Source organism: Paraburkholderia ribeironis (genome assembly GCF_900019265.1).
Taxonomy (GTDB): domain Bacteria; phylum Pseudomonadota; class Gammaproteobacteria; order Burkholderiales; family Burkholderiaceae; genus Paraburkholderia; species Paraburkholderia ribeironis.
In genome coordinates this window covers 38,292-54,861 of record NZ_CYGX02000058.1, presented here as the reverse complement: position 1 = coordinate 54,861, position 16,570 = coordinate 38,292, and the positions used below count along the sequence as shown (strand labels likewise).

At 57.0% G+C, this 16,570-nt stretch carries 15 protein-coding genes and 1 pseudogene; 9 read left to right on the top strand and 7 right to left on the bottom strand.

Annotation, left to right across the window (positions count from 1 at the left end; all coding sequences use genetic code 11):
* The first annotated feature begins 212 nt into the window (after window positions 1–212).
* Together BN2475_RS24440 and BN2475_RS24435 are read left to right on the top strand one after the other, a co-directional pair.
* Entirely contained in the window at window positions 213–605 is a 393-nt protein-coding gene (locus BN2475_RS24440; RefSeq protein ID WP_245841559.1) for a thioredoxin family protein, read from the top strand.
* Window positions 605–1,333: a cytochrome c biogenesis CcdA family protein gene (locus BN2475_RS24435; RefSeq protein WP_094782057.1), complete on the top strand. Its 729-nt coding sequence runs from the start codon at window positions 605–607 to the stop codon at window positions 1,331–1,333. Before BN2475_RS24440 ends, BN2475_RS24435 begins: the two co-directional genes overlap by 1 nt.
* Window positions 1,334–1,877: 544 nt before the next feature.
* Here BN2475_RS24435 and BN2475_RS24430 read toward each other — a convergent pair.
* From BN2475_RS24430 to BN2475_RS24410, 6 genes and pseudogenes are all read right to left on the bottom strand, one after another.
* Window positions 1,878–4,238, bottom strand: a complete 2,361-nt coding sequence (locus BN2475_RS24430; protein ID WP_094782056.1) for a hypothetical protein — start codon at window positions 4,236–4,238, stop codon at window positions 1,878–1,880.
* Between the two features lie 4 nt (window positions 4,239–4,242).
* Window positions 4,243–4,758, bottom strand: a complete 516-nt coding sequence (locus tag BN2475_RS35070) for a PDDEXK family nuclease (RefSeq protein WP_143325889.1) — start codon at window positions 4,756–4,758, stop codon at window positions 4,243–4,245.
* Between the two features lie 347 nt (window positions 4,759–5,105).
* Window positions 5,106–5,873, bottom strand: a complete 768-nt coding sequence (locus tag BN2475_RS35775) for a hypothetical protein (RefSeq protein ID WP_094782054.1) — start codon at window positions 5,871–5,873, stop codon at window positions 5,106–5,108.
* A gap of 270 nt (window positions 5,874–6,143) precedes the next feature.
* A pseudogene (locus BN2475_RS36590) lies at window positions 6,144–6,509 on the bottom strand (hypothetical protein); the annotation flags it as partial.
* 76 nt (window positions 6,510–6,585) lie between these two features.
* A complete protein-coding gene (locus BN2475_RS24415) occupies window positions 6,586–8,349 on the bottom strand; it encodes a TnsD family Tn7-like transposition protein (protein ID WP_159444609.1) in 1,764 nt (587 codons plus the stop codon).
* 1 nt (window position 8,350) lies between these two features.
* Window positions 8,351–10,000 (bottom strand): AAA family ATPase, encoded by a 1,650-nt coding sequence (locus tag BN2475_RS24410; RefSeq protein ID WP_159444608.1) that lies wholly within the window; start codon window positions 9,998–10,000, stop codon window positions 8,351–8,353.
* Between the two features lie 174 nt (window positions 10,001–10,174).
* On the opposite strand from BN2475_RS24410, the gene BN2475_RS34870 reads away from it, so the two are divergent.
* From BN2475_RS34870 to BN2475_RS24375, 7 genes are all read left to right on the top strand, one after another.
* Entirely contained in the window at window positions 10,175–10,474 is a 300-nt protein-coding gene (locus tag BN2475_RS34870; protein WP_174642029.1) for a DUF6471 domain-containing protein, read from the top strand.
* 289 nt (window positions 10,475–10,763) lie between these two features.
* Window positions 10,764–11,282 carry a DUF6471 domain-containing protein gene (locus BN2475_RS24400; protein WP_143325883.1) on the top strand — a complete coding sequence of 173 codons (519 nt, stop codon included), beginning with the start codon at window positions 10,764–10,766 and terminating at the stop codon, window positions 11,280–11,282.
* A gap of 167 nt (window positions 11,283–11,449) precedes the next feature.
* Window positions 11,450–12,067 (top strand): HAD domain-containing protein, encoded by a 618-nt coding sequence (locus BN2475_RS33835; RefSeq protein ID WP_143325881.1) that lies wholly within the window; start codon window positions 11,450–11,452, stop codon window positions 12,065–12,067.
* A 31-nt stretch (window positions 12,068–12,098) separates the two neighbouring features.
* Window positions 12,099–12,458, top strand: coding sequence for a hypothetical protein (locus tag BN2475_RS24390; RefSeq protein ID WP_094782049.1), 360 nt, complete (start codon window positions 12,099–12,101; stop codon window positions 12,456–12,458).
* Window positions 12,455–12,664 (top strand): BPSL0761 family protein, encoded by a 210-nt coding sequence (locus BN2475_RS24385; RefSeq protein WP_094782048.1) that lies wholly within the window; start codon window positions 12,455–12,457, stop codon window positions 12,662–12,664. Before BN2475_RS24390 ends, BN2475_RS24385 begins: the two co-directional genes overlap by 4 nt.
* Window positions 12,665–12,676: 12 nt before the next feature.
* Window positions 12,677–13,474 carry a metallophosphoesterase gene (locus tag BN2475_RS24380; RefSeq protein WP_094782047.1) on the top strand — a complete coding sequence of 266 codons (798 nt, stop codon included), beginning with the start codon at window positions 12,677–12,679 and terminating at the stop codon, window positions 13,472–13,474.
* A 386-nt stretch (window positions 13,475–13,860) separates the two neighbouring features.
* Complete coding sequence (locus BN2475_RS24375; RefSeq protein ID WP_094782046.1) at window positions 13,861–14,421, top strand: HAD domain-containing protein; 561 nt, start codon at window positions 13,861–13,863, stop codon at window positions 14,419–14,421.
* Between the two features lie 1,028 nt (window positions 14,422–15,449).
* Here the strand turns inward: BN2475_RS24375 and BN2475_RS24370 are convergent.
* Window positions 15,450–16,436, bottom strand: coding sequence for a DUF4189 domain-containing protein (locus BN2475_RS24370; protein ID WP_094782045.1), 987 nt, complete (start codon window positions 16,434–16,436; stop codon window positions 15,450–15,452).
* Window positions 16,437–16,570: the final 134 nt, after the last annotated feature.

Below are 16,570 nucleotides of genomic sequence, written 5' to 3'. Positions count from 1 at the left end.
TTGCCAATGTTTGCTCCCCGACTCGGCTCTTCCACACAGGTGCGATCGGGAGGCTGCCGGACTCTGAAAGGTCTATTGGCACACGATTGAGAAATGCTCAGCTTCTTGAGAAAACAGAGCGGACCGGTAACTACGCATCGGGTTCGCCAGCGCAACGTGCGAGAGCCTTTCTTGTCAAATGAATAGCGCGTCTGCCGCGCCAGTAACGGAGAATGGCCATGTGGAAAACGATAGCGCGGATTCTTCTTGTTGCAACGCTCGCCTTCGTCGCAGGCGGTGCGGTCGGCGGCGAACAGCCGTTTAACCAGGCGCAGTTTGACCAGCTGAACGCCGCCGGCAAGCCGGTCATTGTCTATTTCCACGCGACGTGGTGCCCCACCTGCAAGGTTCAGCAGCCGATTGTGGAGCGCCTCTCGGCACAACCAGACATGAAGCAGGTGACTGTATTCGTAGCCGACTACGACAAGGAAGTCGCGTTGAAACGAGCCATGAAGGTGACCCAGCAGTCGACTTTCGTCGTGTTCAAGGGTGGCCACGAAGTCGCCCGGTCGACAGGGCAAACGCGCGAACCCGATATCAGGGAAACGTTCGCAAAGGCCTTGTGATGACTTTCGGACTGGGTGCGTACGGACTGAGCTTCGCAGCGGGCGCGCTGACGACGTTGTCCCCGTGCGTGCTGTCGCTTGCTCCGATTCTCGTCGCATCGGCTTTGTCGATACACAGGATGGCAGTCGTCGCACTCGCGCTCGGATTGGGCGCTTCCTTTTCAGCAATGGGCATTTTTCTCGCGACACTGGGCGCGTCGTTCGGCTTCGACGACCGTGCCTTTCGCACTGTCGCCGCGCTGTTGATGATCCTGTTCGGGCTGACGATGCTTTCTGCCCGCCTGCAAACGATGTTCAGCCGTGCGACGGCGCACTTCGGTAGCGCGGGCCAGAAGTGGTTGAGCAAGGTGAAGGGCGAGACCTTGCCCGGTCAGTTCGTTATTGGACTGCTCGTAGGGGTTGTCTGGACACCGTGCGTTGGCCCGACATTGGGGGCGGCCACCACGCTCGCATCCGAGGGACGAAACCTCGTCGATGTCGCTCTGCTGATGATTGTGTTTGGCATTGGCGCCGCGCTTCCGCTCGTAATACTGGGTGCACTTTCCCGAGCGTCGATGACAAGGTGGCTCGGCGGGCTGGGTTCCGCGGCGAGGTTCGGGAAAGCCGTCTTCGGAGCATTCTTCGTCGCGTTCGGCACACTCGCGCTCAGCGGGCTGGACAAGGTGCTCGAGACGGCGATTCTTTCTGCAAGTCCATCATGGCTGATTGCCTTCACGACGGCTTTGTGAGAGGTGGCGATTGAAACGCGACTGGCAGCGATCTGGTGAACGGCGCGCCACGTTGTCGCGCGGTTGATTGCAGCGGCGCATCAACACCCACCATTCGTTCAGGTCGCTCTGAGCAGTGACAATCATAGTCGTGATTTCCGTGACCGAAAAATTGTGATTCCCGGGCCAACGAACGCGCCGCAACGCCCAGCCGGCGTGGATTCCCGGCATCTTGGGTGTAGGAGATTCTACGCCCCCTCGACGCAAACAAAAATTCGAGGTTCCGGTCTGCTATTTTCAGGGAATCTTCGATTTTTCCAGGTCGGCTGCAACGCGCGGTGGTACGAAAAGTCGTGATTTTTCGGACGCTCGACCACGAGCCCCGCGAACGGACCGATGGGAGAAGGCACACGCTCACGTGTTCTTGGAAGCCAGGGAGCCGCTCCAGCTATGTAGAACGGCGGATGGGCAACATCTCGCGCGCGTCGACCGCCCCCCCCCGCGCGGAGTGCCATCCGAAGTCCGCCTGTCCGCGTTGGACCGACAGGAAACGTGTCGCTGACCATCAGCTACTGCGTGAATTGAGTTTGCCGCGTAACGCGTAGAGTTCTGCAAGTGTTGGGCCACGAGTTGTTGGACGCGGGCCGGCGCCCGTGTTTGTATGGTTAGTTGCTCGATTTGCAGATGCCGCTTGTGTCTCGAGAAGCGACGACGCTTCGCGCGTATCCGGTCGGATATTCGGTGGGTTTGCAGTTGGTGCATCCATGCCAGGAATGCCAAGCATCGCGCCAATTTCCTGACCAAGCATATTCGACTGCGTCCTTAGCACGCGCTTCTTCTCAGCCGAAACGCCTTGCTTCGAGCCTGTTCTCCGCCCTTGCGTGGACACGTTGATTCCGACCGATTGCTCAATGATTTTCTGCTGCTCGGTTCGAACGAGCGATTTGCTCGCACGCGTCACTTCGTTCACCCTCTCTTCCGCAAGGTCATATTGATGCAGTGCATTGTCCTCTTCGTGCGACACTGACTGCAAGCCGACGTGGTCTTCGTTGCTTTCGTGCAAGTAGACAATGTCATCAGGACCCTTGAGCCACGCGTAGCAGGAAGAAATGAACGGAATTGGAGCAGCGAGAATCTTTGGCTTTGTTCTTCGGTCAGAGGCCGACTCTTTCCATGAGTTGAAAACGTCCGCAAGCCCATTGCCAATGTATCGTCTATTTTTGACATGGATTCCGTCGGCGGAGACCGTCACCGACTCTGCGTTCAGGAGCCGGCTGAAAACGACTTGCGGAGACCATTCGATGTTTGCGTCTCCTCGAATCTCGCCTTTGCTGAACAAGAAGATTTGCTCTGGGGTTGTCTCTATCTTCACATTCCTCATGTCACGCGTCTTGTTTTGGGGCGTAAAACGCGCGTTGTTGTAGTCGATTATCGCGCGAACCAGTAGCTCTCTGAAGCCGCTCGGAGTCAGGTAAGCATTCGCGCGAGCGAACTTCCATTGGTCAGCGTCTTTCCGAGTCTTCGGTCTAACCCAGCTGCCCGGCATCCAACTTAGCGCGTTGCGCAATTTATCGAAGACACTTTCGACGTGCGGCTTTGCGTCGCCGCGGCGGGGAGGCGCTACGATTCGAGCTATGCCGGTTCGTCTGCAAAAACCGGTTTTAGTAGCTTTGCTCATGCAAGCTGGTCCCCGGTCTAGAAACACTCCGCGGGGCACGCCGTAAGCCTGCCAACTATTGAGTGGCAGACCCAGTGCTTCGAGAAGCGCACTCTTTGGCGTGAAGGCTGAGAACGCAAGCATAAGGTATGCGTCCGACTTTTCTGCCCCCATCCAGTCGAAGAAGCCAACAATCGCCCCCGAAAACCGGTCAATAGCTATGAGTACAGTGGGGCGGCCACATGGCCGGAATCGCTCCGGTGAAGACGACAACTCAAAGTCGAACTCGGTGCCGTCCATGTCGTAGATGTCGCATGCTGAGATGGCGAGCGAGCTGGCTTTGCCGTGGCGCGCCCGATTTTTTTGAATACTCTCCTCCGCGCCTTCCCTCGCCGAACGAAGGTTATGCTTTTCAATTAAGATGTTTGCGCGACGTCGAAACTGACGCATCGTCAAGACGCTATGCCACTTGTACTTTCGAATCTCTTGCTTGTTCGGCGTCCGCACCCCTGCGTTGAAGTGTTCCCGAACAAAGAGCTCATAGACAGCAATCATCGGAAGTCTGGAGTTGACCCAATGAGTTTTCAGAGCATCAAGAATGCGGGCTTCATAGTGAGATGGACAAGACCGTCCGGGGTCCCGCTCCTTCCGTGAAAGCCCGCTAAGCCGAATATCGTACCCTGCTTCGCGAATTCTTTTCGCTATCCTCGCACCAGCCGGCACAGGCCCAGCCTTTCCAGCCGTGAAGAGCGAGCCGCGCGGTCCCTTCCATTCGTCTAATGGCAGGAACCCGCTTAAGGTGCATCCGAACCAACAAAATCGCGTTATCGTTCGGTACAGTTCCGCCAACGCAACGCCACCCTGTTCCGCGAATCTCATCACGAGTTCCCTACGGCTTTTCTTGGACAGGACGAGTCGCAATGATTCTTCGTTAACTGTATTGGCTTCATCGTCCCAGAGGAACGCGTAGAGCTCCCCCATTCTTTCTTCGCATGCGATATGTTCCTCGTCGGTAAGCGTTGTTTGCATCGAGGCCGGCCGAATACATTCTTTCACCTCGCGCAAGTCCTTCCCCAGACGACGACGTATTCCGCTGAGGCTCTCGGGACGAGGCATCGCGGAATCCGGGGGACGTTCTCCAGGGCGCACCTCCTGCAGGAAGACCAGGTCGTCATTCTCGTAGACTCGCACGACCCGATGGTATTTGTACTTCTTGTAGGGAAGCGTCTCTTCGAGGATGACTCCGTTCACTACGTCGGGAGAGGGCATGGAATCAAACCTTCATGGCAAGTGGGCGCTTCATGTTCCATTCTCGACGGAAGTCCAACGGAATGAAACCAAGCATCACGCCGGTTGAAAAAAGTGACAGGGACTGCTCGACGTCGCACCCGGCTCTGACAGCCATTCTCTGCAGTTCAGCCTCAAAGCTCTTTACGCGACGTAACCTCCGCAACTCAGTTGAGTAGTCCAATGCGTCTGCTGCCTGCGCGTAAATGTCCGTATAGCGTGTCGCGTCAACGATATGAATACAGTTCTTGACCTGCACTGGGTTCACATTTAGTTCCGTGAACACGCGCCAGTTCCAGCCATAGACCGAACAATCATCAATCTCGCGCAAACGTCGCCGAGCGAACTTCGCCGTCTTCGTCTCCCTCTCCACCTTGACTGAAATCGCCTGATAGTAAAATTCGTCGGCTCCGAGCTCCCTGATATATGTAACGACAAAATCGTAGGACGGTACCTTGTTGCGCGGAACGCGTCCTCCATATCGGTCGACCAGTACAGCCATTTCATCGTTGTGGTAAAAGGGGTACTGCTCTCGGTAGTCTATTACGAGTGGATTGCATTCAAGCAGGTAGTGAAGACTAATTTCCAGATACGAGAGGAATTCGTGGATTCGTTGGCACTTCCTTCCTACCAGCGTCCCTGCCGTCCCCACGGTATTGTCCTTCCCTGCTTCGAGGACCGGCTTATAGCTCGAGCGATGCCATCGGTTTCGCACGTCCTTTTCAGGAAGGGCGAACCATGGGTGCGGAAGCAAGCGTTGGTGGCCCATCGTGGGCTTGCAAGGCATCATGACCTCACTGCTCAACGTATGCGTGCAAGAGTGTGAGTGAAACGGGCGACATTGCCCTCCTAGCTGAAAACAAGGAGATGCTGGAGCTCCTCATCTTGCTCGATAATTTTCAAAGTCTCGTCGAGGCGAAGACGAGTAGACTCCCTCGCGTAGGTTATGAGGCCTTGTCGCGAACGCAGCTTGTCGGCGTTCTTCAGAATCAGCTTAAGCCGCCGCTTTTTCCAAGCATCCGATGACTCCTCGCTTCGACGCAAGAGGGCACTGGAACTCGGGTACCTTTCTCCATTGTCCGAAATGTGAGAAGCGGTTCGGCTGCACTTGAGCGTCAGATAAACCTTTGACATTCGTTGCGGCTCCGCAGCCCCAGACATCTGAAGCGTCACCTGTTCCCTGATTGCGTCGTAGAATCGCGCATCGTCGATTGCATCCTGCCGACTAAGATACTGACGCAGGGACTCGCGAAGCGCCAGCGGTTGACTGCGCCTACGTTGGGTGCGGTGTGAGTCGTTGTCATCACCGGGAGCAGCGTCGTTGTTCTTCTGCGCATCGTGTCTTTTCAGGCGACGCGCTTCAATCTCCTGCCGGTTCTCGCTCGTGTTCGTCTGATATTGGAGCGCAGTGCGGAGCGAGGCAGGTGACTCGAACAGGGCTGCCATCAAGGCAAGCGATGCGATGGCCGACGGCGAGGCAGTTCCGGTGCGAACAACTTTCGTGAGCCACTGCGTCGAGATGCGGAATCGGGCACTGATGAGCTTTCCCGCATCCAGGCCATAAACGCTATCAAATTTCGCTTCCAGTGCAGTACGACCGTCCCCGTATCTCGCCATAAGTTTCTGGTCCTTAACTGCACACGATATGGCGCTACCCACATTGTCGACGAGGAATCGCCACTCGCTCGGCTTGCCAAGCACTGTGCGCAGGTAAGGCCTGAGTACCCGAGACAACTTTCTTGCAAGGCTGGTGTCGCCAAACGAAGTTTTAGGTGCAGGCCAACCACCACAGTGACATGATGCGGAGGGAAAGGCTGTTCGCGTTGACCAACGGCGCGAATGAAGACAGGCGCCGCACGCAGTGACTAAAGGGTCGCCATGCGTCATGCAGAAATCGATGCCGAGCAACTGATGCTCGCGCCGCCAATGGGCTATGCCATAGGCTCTTCGGTCCGCGATTGCGCAGGACGGACACCATGCGCACCACTGCTCCGGAGTCGAATTGTGTGCCCAGTATTTAGGGTTCCAATCTTTGCCCTCCTGCCTCATCTTAGCCTCAAATGTCTGGCACTGACTTGCAGACATGGTGAGCCGGAACACGGGCAAGTTTGAGTGAAAATCAATTACGTCGTCCTCGGCCGCAAATACTGGAGTAGTCAAGGCAACGTACTGGCAAATATTCTTGGGAAGCGACGAGCTCCGGAACCCCACGTCGAGCCTTGTTCGCAAATCGCTACCGCCCTTTCGAGGCATGTCGTCGAGTATCCGCATCTTCATGACGTGGCTCGGAACAATCTCGCTCTGAGCAATCGGACAAACAATCGACGGTCTATCCACCTATAGCTCCCGCTCTCACCGAGGCTTTCAGGTTCGAACTGCGATTCGCTCGCCCGGACTGCCGCCCGAGCTGAGCCGAAACTGTCTCTGGTCTCAATCGGACACATTTTGCGATTACTGACGCCGCGTCAACACCGACATCCAGCCCGAACACCTGTTCTCCAAAGCGAATTCGACGGGTCGTATGTGCTCTGCGCGCTTCACTAAACGTCTCCGCTATTTCAGGCGCGCACTGCTCGATGAGTTTATTCCCGAGATATTCGCTGAAGCCGGAAGCGCGAACGACTCGATGGCGAGTGAGCCGCGATGGAAGTCGATTTGCGTCGTACTCAGACTGACGTGCCACCTTGAGCGCGTCTATCAGGTGACGTGGGAAACGTGGCGGCCGCTGCTTCTGAATTCGCTCACTCGCCGGCATGTATTTGGACAAATTCCGAAGCCATGTCCTGTCGTGACGATATGCCCACAACCACAGCTCTGGCTGCGCTCGACGCAGTTCCGCCATGCTCGAACCGGCCGCCGCCTCGGCCTCAATCTGTGCCCGGGTCTTTTGTCGCAATGCCTCAACGTGCAGTGAGCTATCGCTCCTCCGAGCCGGACTGCGCTTTGGTAGGTGCCGGTAAACAGAGGGAATCGAGATAGCCAACTGTTGAGCAATCTCGACGGGTTGGGCTCCGGCATAAGCCAACTTGGCGATTTGAGCTTGCAGCTCAGGGCCGATTTTCTTTGGTCGCCAAGTTACGCGCAGGCCGTTCTCCCGAGCGATGCGTTCGACTTGCAGTCGTCCTGCTCGAAGCAACTTCGCCGCCTTGCATAGCGAGCCGGCGGACTGTAGAGCGCGTTCAACGTCGCTCGCCGATGGCGGGGCGAGACGAGTTCCCTTCGGAATTGTACTTCGTACTTGGCGCGCCGGTATGTCAAGCATCCGTATTAGTGCCGCATGCGCTGGATGCAGCGGATGCCCTCGGAAGAGCCGTTCGAGCCAAGACATCAATACGTGAGACTCGCTGACCAACGTGCTCAGACGTCTGTCCTCAAATCCATGGATGAACTGCCGCTGGAAGCTCCCTACCAACTCGGACCGGCGGACGCGCCCCTTCTGCATGTATCCAAGTTCAGTCAGGTGGTGAATTTCCTCGACATGAAACTGGGATAGGTCGTCACACCTGGTTCGCAGGATGCTTGCCATTTCTTTTGCGAACGCAATAGAGGCGTCGCGCTGCGATGCATTGCCGACAAACCGTTCAGCAGCCTCGGACGGAAAAGACAACCTGTTCAATAGAAACTCATCATGCTCAGTGCAACGGCTGACGAAGGGCAGCACATGAATGCACCTGCACCAAGTTTCGCGGTGGGTATGAATGTCCGCAGCATCGCATTGAGGGCAATACCATTCGCAGAACGGCGATGGGCTTAGCGTTATCGGCAACCGAACAGGAAGCAGGCACCCCTTGGTCCGCCTTGACAACCGCTGCAGATACTTCTCGCGCTGCCTCGGTGTCATGCAGACAAGAAACGCGTTCAGGAGCGTGTGCTCGAACAATACCTCCATCCGGTCACCAAAAAGGTCCCAGAGACAAGAACCAATCTGGCCAAGTCCATAGGGAACATCCGCCCGGATGTGTCGCCATGCTTCGTTGAGCAATACCCTAGCCGCGCTGCGCGCCGGGCCAAGCTGGTTGATGGCTGCAGTGCGCTTCAACATCGATGGCAGTGTCTCGCCAGTGTGAAATCTTGGGATGACTAGGTCGAGCATTTCAGAGACTCGTCGGGTCGAAAAGCCCTGCATCTGTAATGTTGGACGGCTCGGGGAGCGGTATTTTGCGAGGCCGACCTCTTGCGCGCTTTACTGGTTTGACGGCAGGCGATGCCGGAGCACTTCCAACGTGGCTACGCGGCCTTCCCGCTCCCCTTTCGCTATCTTTCCTCGCGCCCGCCGAATTCAGTGCGTCCCTCAGGCGCTTAGACTTTAGGTCTGCATCAAAGCGTCGGACATAGTCCGCCGTGGTCAGCAAATACTTCCTTTCGGTGTTTTCCGTGAATGCGTCGAGTTCGTCGAGAAAGAGATACTCTTCATATTCCGCGAGCGTCTTGTCCTCGACCGGGATTCCAGCACGAAGGCGCCGAATCACATCCATTCCTCTCCGTGTCTTTGATGGCAACACCGCTTCCGCCACGCGGTCGACGAGTTCCGTGTTGAGAACGTCGGCGTCAGTACCTTCCGTCGTGGCCATGGATAGAAACATTTGATACACCAGTTGCCAGATGATGCGAGGAAGACCTTGGGTATGGAAATAGATGCGTTCCTTGACGTCAGGCGGCATGCTTTCAACGTGGAAATGCGAAACTCGTTGTGCCCAGTAGCCCTCGCACAGCATGCTGAACTCAATTCCATTCTCGAGGCGATGGAATCGAGTCGTGCCGTCCGAGGTCATCTTCGCTTGCAGCGACGCCACGCTCTCAACCACCTCTTCGGCTCGACAAGTACCGACAAGCACTACCGCAACGCCGCTGCATTCCATCAAATTCGCAAAAAACCTGAGCAAGGCTTTGCGATTTGCCGCGTTGTCTTTCAGGTGATGGATGTCCTCCACAACGAGCATTCCAACGAAGCAGGCTGACAGCGCCGCCTCAAGTCTTGACTCGAATGTGTCGCGCGTCAGTCTCGAGATACCAGATGAATACTTGGTGCCAGCTAGAGCGTCTAGCTTTATGAGGACTGCCGTGGCGAGGCCAACAAGCGATGCGTTTGCGACGCACTGAACACGCAGGACCGGCACATGAGGCCATGAATCGCGGCCGGTGATGGTCAATCTTCCTCTTCCCGGCTGAAAGAGCTTTTGGTTGTAGTAGAGCTCGAATCGGTCCAAGAGCACCGACTTCCCCACCCCCGTCGACCCGCTAAGGACCATGCATCGCGCCCCACCTCCTTCGAGCGGGCGAACGGGTTTAACTGACGAACGTAGACCATCGTGTGTTTCTGCCAACTGTGCGTCGGCCTGGAGGGCTAGGTCGAACACTTGTTGCAACATGGTTCCTTGGCCCGCCGCACGGCAGTCGTAGCTGGCCGCTAGAAGCAGTTGTAGCCTGTTAAACGCGTAGATGCTTTGTTCAAACGGAGTGACGACCTTGCGCACGTCATTCGCGCGCCGCATCCGCTCGAAATCCGACGACTTTTCAAATCCCTGTGCTCTTGGGGGCGGTGCGGCCTGAAGTTCGAGGAATATGCCGACACGCTCGAGGAAGGGAGGAAGATTGTCTAGCAAAATCGTTGAATCCGTCGGAGTGTCCTCCTTAGCGCAGTGGACGCCTTCGTCAGCTGCGCGTTCGGTGTCGTCCGGAATGTCGGTCACACCGCACAGAGATTCTTCGCTGATGCTGTGAACTTCCTCACTACTGGGTGCCATTCCGAGCATCTCCTCAAGCGAGCATCTAAAACGAACGGGGCCTCTGGCTAAAAACGTAAAATAGTCTCGACAGCTAAAATGCTCGGGACGGCGCCTCTTGGCGCATACGTTTTCGTTAATAAACTTAACGTTTTTGATAATACACATCTTCTTGACGGCGGGGAAGCCCTTTGTATGAATTGGCATGAACAGGCCAAGCAAGTACTGCGCGCCGAGCTCGTCAGAAGAGGCGTGTCGGTGCCGGAGCTCGCGCAGCGCCTGAGCCTTCTAGGCTTGGAAGAAGCGCCGGACTCACTCGCGGTGAAGATTTCGCGAGGTCGGTTCCAACTGTCTTTTTTTCTCCAATGCATGTCTGCAATCGGTGCGGACAGCGTCATGATTGGCGTACCGCGCGACGACCACCAAGGCGAAGAACGGGAGAACACGAACGCACCGGCGCTCAAGGCAAAGGGGAACCGACCAGCCTCATCGTAGCCACCACTGAAAAGTACTGCGGTGCGCTTTAGCCTTGGACCGCAGGACTTTAGATATCGAGAGTTCCTTGCGTAAAATTCAGGAGCCGTTGCCCGCCGGGGGCTACGGAGGTCGCCGAGCTCGGCGCGCGCAAGACATCGGCTACAATCGTCAGATAGTGGGTTTTCCCGCAGACCGATGCTGCTCGCACTGTCTTCTAAAGCTCGCATTGACGACTCGATGATGCGGACATTTCCGCAAGTAGTGCCCCAACTATAGACCCTCGTTCCCTGAACGCAAGGACAGATGTGTGACTGAAGCTGAGGCAGCCTGGTCCAAGCTTGCATCGAAGTTGATGCGTGTTGCATTCCTGCGAAGCGACGTCACGTACGCGCGCCTTGCCGAACTTTTGACACAGGACGGTGCACCGGAAACGGAGCGGTCTGTCGAATCACGTGTTTTTCGCGGGAAAGCGCGCTTCAGCTTCTTGCTTCGCTCCCTACATGTTATGGGCGCCGACCTGCCGCCGCTTTGGCGCGCGGCGCTTACCGGCGCGGACCTAACCTGGGAGCAGAAGGCCACAGCCGTATTTGCTGCCGAACTTAGCCTTCAGAAGCGCGTCACCAGCGAGGAACTGCTCAGACGCCTGCAAGTGTTCTCCCTTGAACTAGACGGACTGGCGCTCAACACGCAGATAAATAGCGGCGAATTCTCCGTTGTTCTCTTCATGCAGTGCATGGCTGCAGTCGGGTCAACCACGCTCGAGCGGTTCATCGACCTGTCCGATTTTGATAACTCAGCTCTCCGCACGCCAGCGCCTGTCGCCTAGCGTCTCGCGGGAAAGTCCGCAAGTTTTCCTTGACTTTTCAGCCCCCCAGACTAGCCTGGAGCTTGCGCGGAATCCCGCACGCGCGTAGCAACTCAGCGAGCGCCTGCTCCAACCCGCGCCCTTTCTCTAAGTCGCAACGGTAGCGACGAGACACGAAGGAGCGAGCCATGCGTACGGCTGCGGCACCCGGCTTGTTTGTCCTGTTCCTCGAGTTTGATGGATGCCTTCACAGATACGGGACCTACGTCACCGAGGCAGGGCCTGTGAGCAGAGGCCCAAAAGATGTGGTCTTCTTCGAGTACGCGCCGATTCTTCATTCGGTCATCGCCCGACACCCCTCCATTCGCATCGTGCTGACGACACATTGGGTTGAGCACTTTGGATACGCTTTGGCCAAGCGACAACTACCATCGTCGTTGTTACAAGGCCGAGTAGTGGGCTCCGTAGTTGAATCCACGCCATTCCCCCGATTGCGTGGCATGACCCGCGGCCGCGAGATTCGGGAGTTCGCAGAGCGTCATCGTATCGCTCAATGGATTGCTATCGATGTCAGAGACGACGGCTTCGCGGACATGCGCGATAGACTGGTCCTCTGCGATGAAAGACGAGGTATTCGCGCTTCCAAAGTACTTGCTGAGCTCGAATGCAAGCTCAGCACATTGGATGCTGTGCGCCCTCCAGCCGAGGAGGCTCGCGACAATCAGGTGAAAGCCCATCGAGGAAGGGTGTGCATTCCGGCCATCGGGAGGATTCCGGCCGCCCCGTTTCCCTGTTCACGAATGTAAGTGCGGAGACATCGTCCGATTGGAGCGCGTGATGGCTATCTGGCGACCTGCGCCCGTGAATGACGAGCCTGAGGTCACGCTCGCGAGCTGGCGGGTACTGCAAACAGAGGTCGGCGATTGCCATCTTGTCGGTATCCGTCCAGACAATCTGACTGGCCGCGTAAGCTCTCCGATTCTCAAGCTGGATATGACATCGCTGGTCGGAGTGACGAGCACCGGGCGTGTTTATCGATTGCTCGGCCCCGCTCAATGGACGAGCGATACGCGATACGTGTGGGAGCAATGGTGCGAGATGTATCAGGTCTGCGAATGGCGGGACGTCACCGACGAGCTGTTGGCCACCCCCATGTGTCGACACCATTGTGCAGATGCTGACGGGAGCAAAGGATGACCACGCCGTACGAGCGCACCAAGGCTGTCGTCGAGACGCGAGCCTTTCTCGAGATACTCGCAGCGGCCGAAGACATTTCAGTGGCAGGTCTCGTTCAGTCGCTCGCCGTGTGCCTCTTGCGTCACTATCCGCTCGATATCGACATAGCAGTATCCGCCGCCGCGGTACCGACACTTTGGGCGCAACCACACGGGAAAAAACCATGAAGGCAGCTTCGAATGCGAATCCAGCTTGCTTCTGACCTGCATCTGGAGTTACTTGCCAAGCAATTCCCCGGCGAGACCCTGATAAAGCACGCGCACATGGTCGATGTACTGGTACTGGCTGGCGACATCGCTCGAGCAAGCGACGCCGTGGAACTTTTTGGCTCCTGGCCAGTACCCGTCGTATATGTCGCCGGAAACCACGAGCTGTATCACGAGTGTTATGAGGACACCTTCATGAGGCTGAAGGTGCGGACTCAAGGTACCTCGATTCGATTTCTGGAACGAGACGTCGTCGATTTCGGAGGCGTCCGGTTTCTCGGCTGCATCCTTTGGACGGACTATCTTCTCTTCGGCGCCCAATTGCGGAGTCATGCGATGAAGACCGCGCAGCGCCATCTTAACGACCATCGAGTCATCCGCACAGCCGCCGGCGACCGCTTTCGACCTGATGACGCACTTCGCGAACACGAAAAGGCTCGCGCTTGGTTGCGGGAGCAACTTCAACAGCCTTACGACGGCAAGACAGTCGTAGTGACACATCACGGAGTACACCCCTCGTCCGTACATCCGCGGTATGCCGGCGATATTACCAACGCAGCTTTTGTGAGTGACCTAACAGATTTGGTTGAGCGGGCGGACTTCTGGTTCCATGGGCATGTCCACGATTCTTTTGATTACACGGTCGGAAAGTGCCGTGTCGTCGCAAATCCCAGAGGCTACGCGCGTAACCGATACAGTGCGACGAGTCCGAAAGCTCTCGAGTTTGAAAACGCGTCGTTCCAGCATGCATGCACCATCGACATTTACTGAGTTTGTCTTCAGCAACTTATGGCAGGTACTGAGGAGTCCCCTTTTGCGCGAGGCTTCCGGTGGTGGATGTCCGGGAAGACGGCGCGCGTTACGCCAGCATCGCTTATATGCTCGAGCCCGCCATAACGCTCTTCGAGGACAGCATGCAGGTTTTCTTCAGCCGCCGCGACGCACCGGCGGCAACATGCTCTACCTTGATTTCGCGGCGCTGCGCATAGCGCAACGCGTTGCGCTTTCGGGGCAGTTGCAATAGGTCATTTACGAGAGAATCCCTCTGCGATGGAACTGCACCAAATTCCAACCATCTCGCGGTCGACAGGAAGCGTTCTCCTGCTCGACTTTGACGCACTGTGCAAGCGTCACACTGTTGCTTTGGGAGGGTAGCGATGAACGACACTCAATTCAGAGCGCCGGAGAGAACATGGGCATCCACGCGTAGCGTCCTCTTCGTCGATTTCGATGGAGTCCTTCATCGCGGAGATGCTTACCGTACTTCACGCGGCATTGTCAGTAGCCACCCAAGCATTGAACTGTTTGAATATGCGAGTGTTCTCGCTGAAGCACTGGTGCCGTATCCCGACGTTGAGATTGTTCTTTCGACCTCTTGGGTTAAGGTGCTGGGGTTCACCCGAGCGCGGGATTCATTGCCACTCCCTGAACTCCGTCACAGAGTTAGGGGCGCCACGTTCCACACGCAGTTTCATGACAGCTATGTTTGGAACGAGATTCCGAGAGGAGAGCAGGTGCGTCGATACGTCACCCGACACCGATTGGTTAAATGGCTAGCCATTGATGACCGTGACGACGGCTTTGAGACGGTCCTCAGTAACCTCGTGCTTTGCGACGTTGAGACAGCTCTCGGTGACGCTGGCGTTCAGGCGATATTGAAGGCGGCGTTGCACGATACTTTTCGCGGCGGCTCACGCCCGCGCAGCAGGCAAGAATGACGTTTGGTCTAGGGTGGACGAAAAGTGGTCCGATTAGGCGTCACACATTCGCCCGTTTGGCGAGACATGGAGCGCCGCGCCTCTCGCGCGCGACGAAAGTTGGTTCGCAATCGCATCTTCCTGTCCGCAGAAGCGTTCTGCCGGCGAAGAGGCATCTCGCATGCGCACCTTGCCCGAGACGAGCGGCGCGGAGTTGTACGTGCGGTTCAAATTTACGGCAAGTGCTACTACCCAGCAGCCCTTGCCGACCGGTCATTTAGTCGACATCGCCTCGAGAAGCTAATGCGGCGTCTGACACCGCATGTACCGGCGATAGTGGTCTTCGACCTGCTGGTTTCGCGCAGAGGGTCGCTTGGCGACAAAACGGTATTGCAAGCAATGCACCGTGGGAAGCGATTCCGTCTCGCGTTGCGAATCGCAGACAGCCTGGTCGACGAATATCTACCTCCGGAGTACGGTGACAACACCTGATAAAGAATCGTTCGCTCAATCAAACGGCGCAAAGGAGCCGTCATCTCCGCTCGGAAGTCGCACCGCTTGGAAGCACCGCGCAGGTGGGACGAGTACTCGCGACGCTTGTCAGGGACAGCAAGCTGGTGCGTGTGAGCAAAGGCGTGTATGCCATGACACGCCTCCACAAATTTACGAAGGCATCGGCACCAGCACGTTATATGTCGGCGATGTCCTCTGTCGGACGAGCCCCTCCGAAAGTGCGGAGTGGTTCAGAGCGACGTCGCTGATGCGATTCTCGAAGTGATGGACTCTGGTATAAACGAGCTGAACATCAACGGCGAAGAGTATCGATTCATGCGGTTCTTCACCGAGGTTGGCAATCAGGATGCGGGGTGTTCGCGGCCGTCTAGGCTCGTACCGACGTCTCGCTGTTTTCCTGCGTGGCACCCGACGACCGCTTTTGAACGATGCGGTGCTAGTCGCGCGCGATTCAGAAGCAGGTACCGTCGGCAAATGGTTGCGCTGGCCCGGATGGAAACCTGCTTGCGAAAGCCACACCCGGAAGAGCCGATTAGTTAAAGGTTTCCCATCCCGAAGAAATTGCCGCGTGAATCCGTCCCACCGCATCCGCCGAGACGCGTCGGGTCGTTCATGGGCAAGGCCGTCGCAGGGTTCAGGCAGGCTGTGTATCGGACGGTCTTGCCGTTCTCATACTTGCGAACGCAGTCCGTGTTGTGGCACGTGTCGGAATAACGAACGACTGCGTCAGCATCCCTGGGAGCCGTAGCAGCTTTGTGCTGTCGCTCAATGCGTGCTTGCACCGTGGCGACGGAGTTTGGCGCAGCCACTGGCCCCGGATTGAAAACAACGTTGGTGCTACCGCACGGCTTGCCGCCACCTGCTCGCTCACATTCTTTTCGCGCCGCGGATAACGCGCCGTCCTTCGTACTGTTTTCGGCCCAGGCATAGTTGGTCCCATTGTCAGCTACGGCAATCCAGGTCGGTTTTTTACTCGCGGCCTTGATTTCGCATGTCTCCGGCTTGTCCGTTCGATTGCGGCAGCCTTTAAGCGCTCCGGACTTGGCCTCCGTCTCTGACTTGTCGCCATACTCGATAAACGGGCCTCCATTGCCCGTCGATATCGCAAACCATCGGTCGCCCTCGTCCCACGACACAAGGTCGGGTTGACAGACTTGCTTGAAATGTGTCTTGCAGTCCTTCACGGCGCGTTCGGCTGCGGCAAGCGGGTCAGGGCTCGTGGATTCAGTGATTCCGCCATTCGCGCGAGCAATGACCAGCGCGACGGGTCCGGCAGCCGGGCTGCCCAACAGACGGCACCCCATCGGGACCTTGCGACACCCTGCCAGCGCGTTATCGGCTGCCTCCGCCGAGGAGTCAGCATTGCTCTCGACAAACGCGTACCCGTCGTCGCCATGAGCGATGGCAATCCAGGCGTTTGCATGAGCAGATAGCGCGCAAAGTATGGCGGCAAACAGGACCCGCGCCCCTGCGAGCAACGCTGGCGACAACTGCCGTGTGGTCAGATACCCCGGTCGTTTCATTATTTCCCCGTAAATGCATTGACATCACGCGCCCGGCCGGCAAAGCCGGGGGCGACCTTCTATATGCGTTTATTGTGGTATTACGACATTCTATGTCGTTAACTTTAGGTCGCGCCGGCACCACACTGCATGTT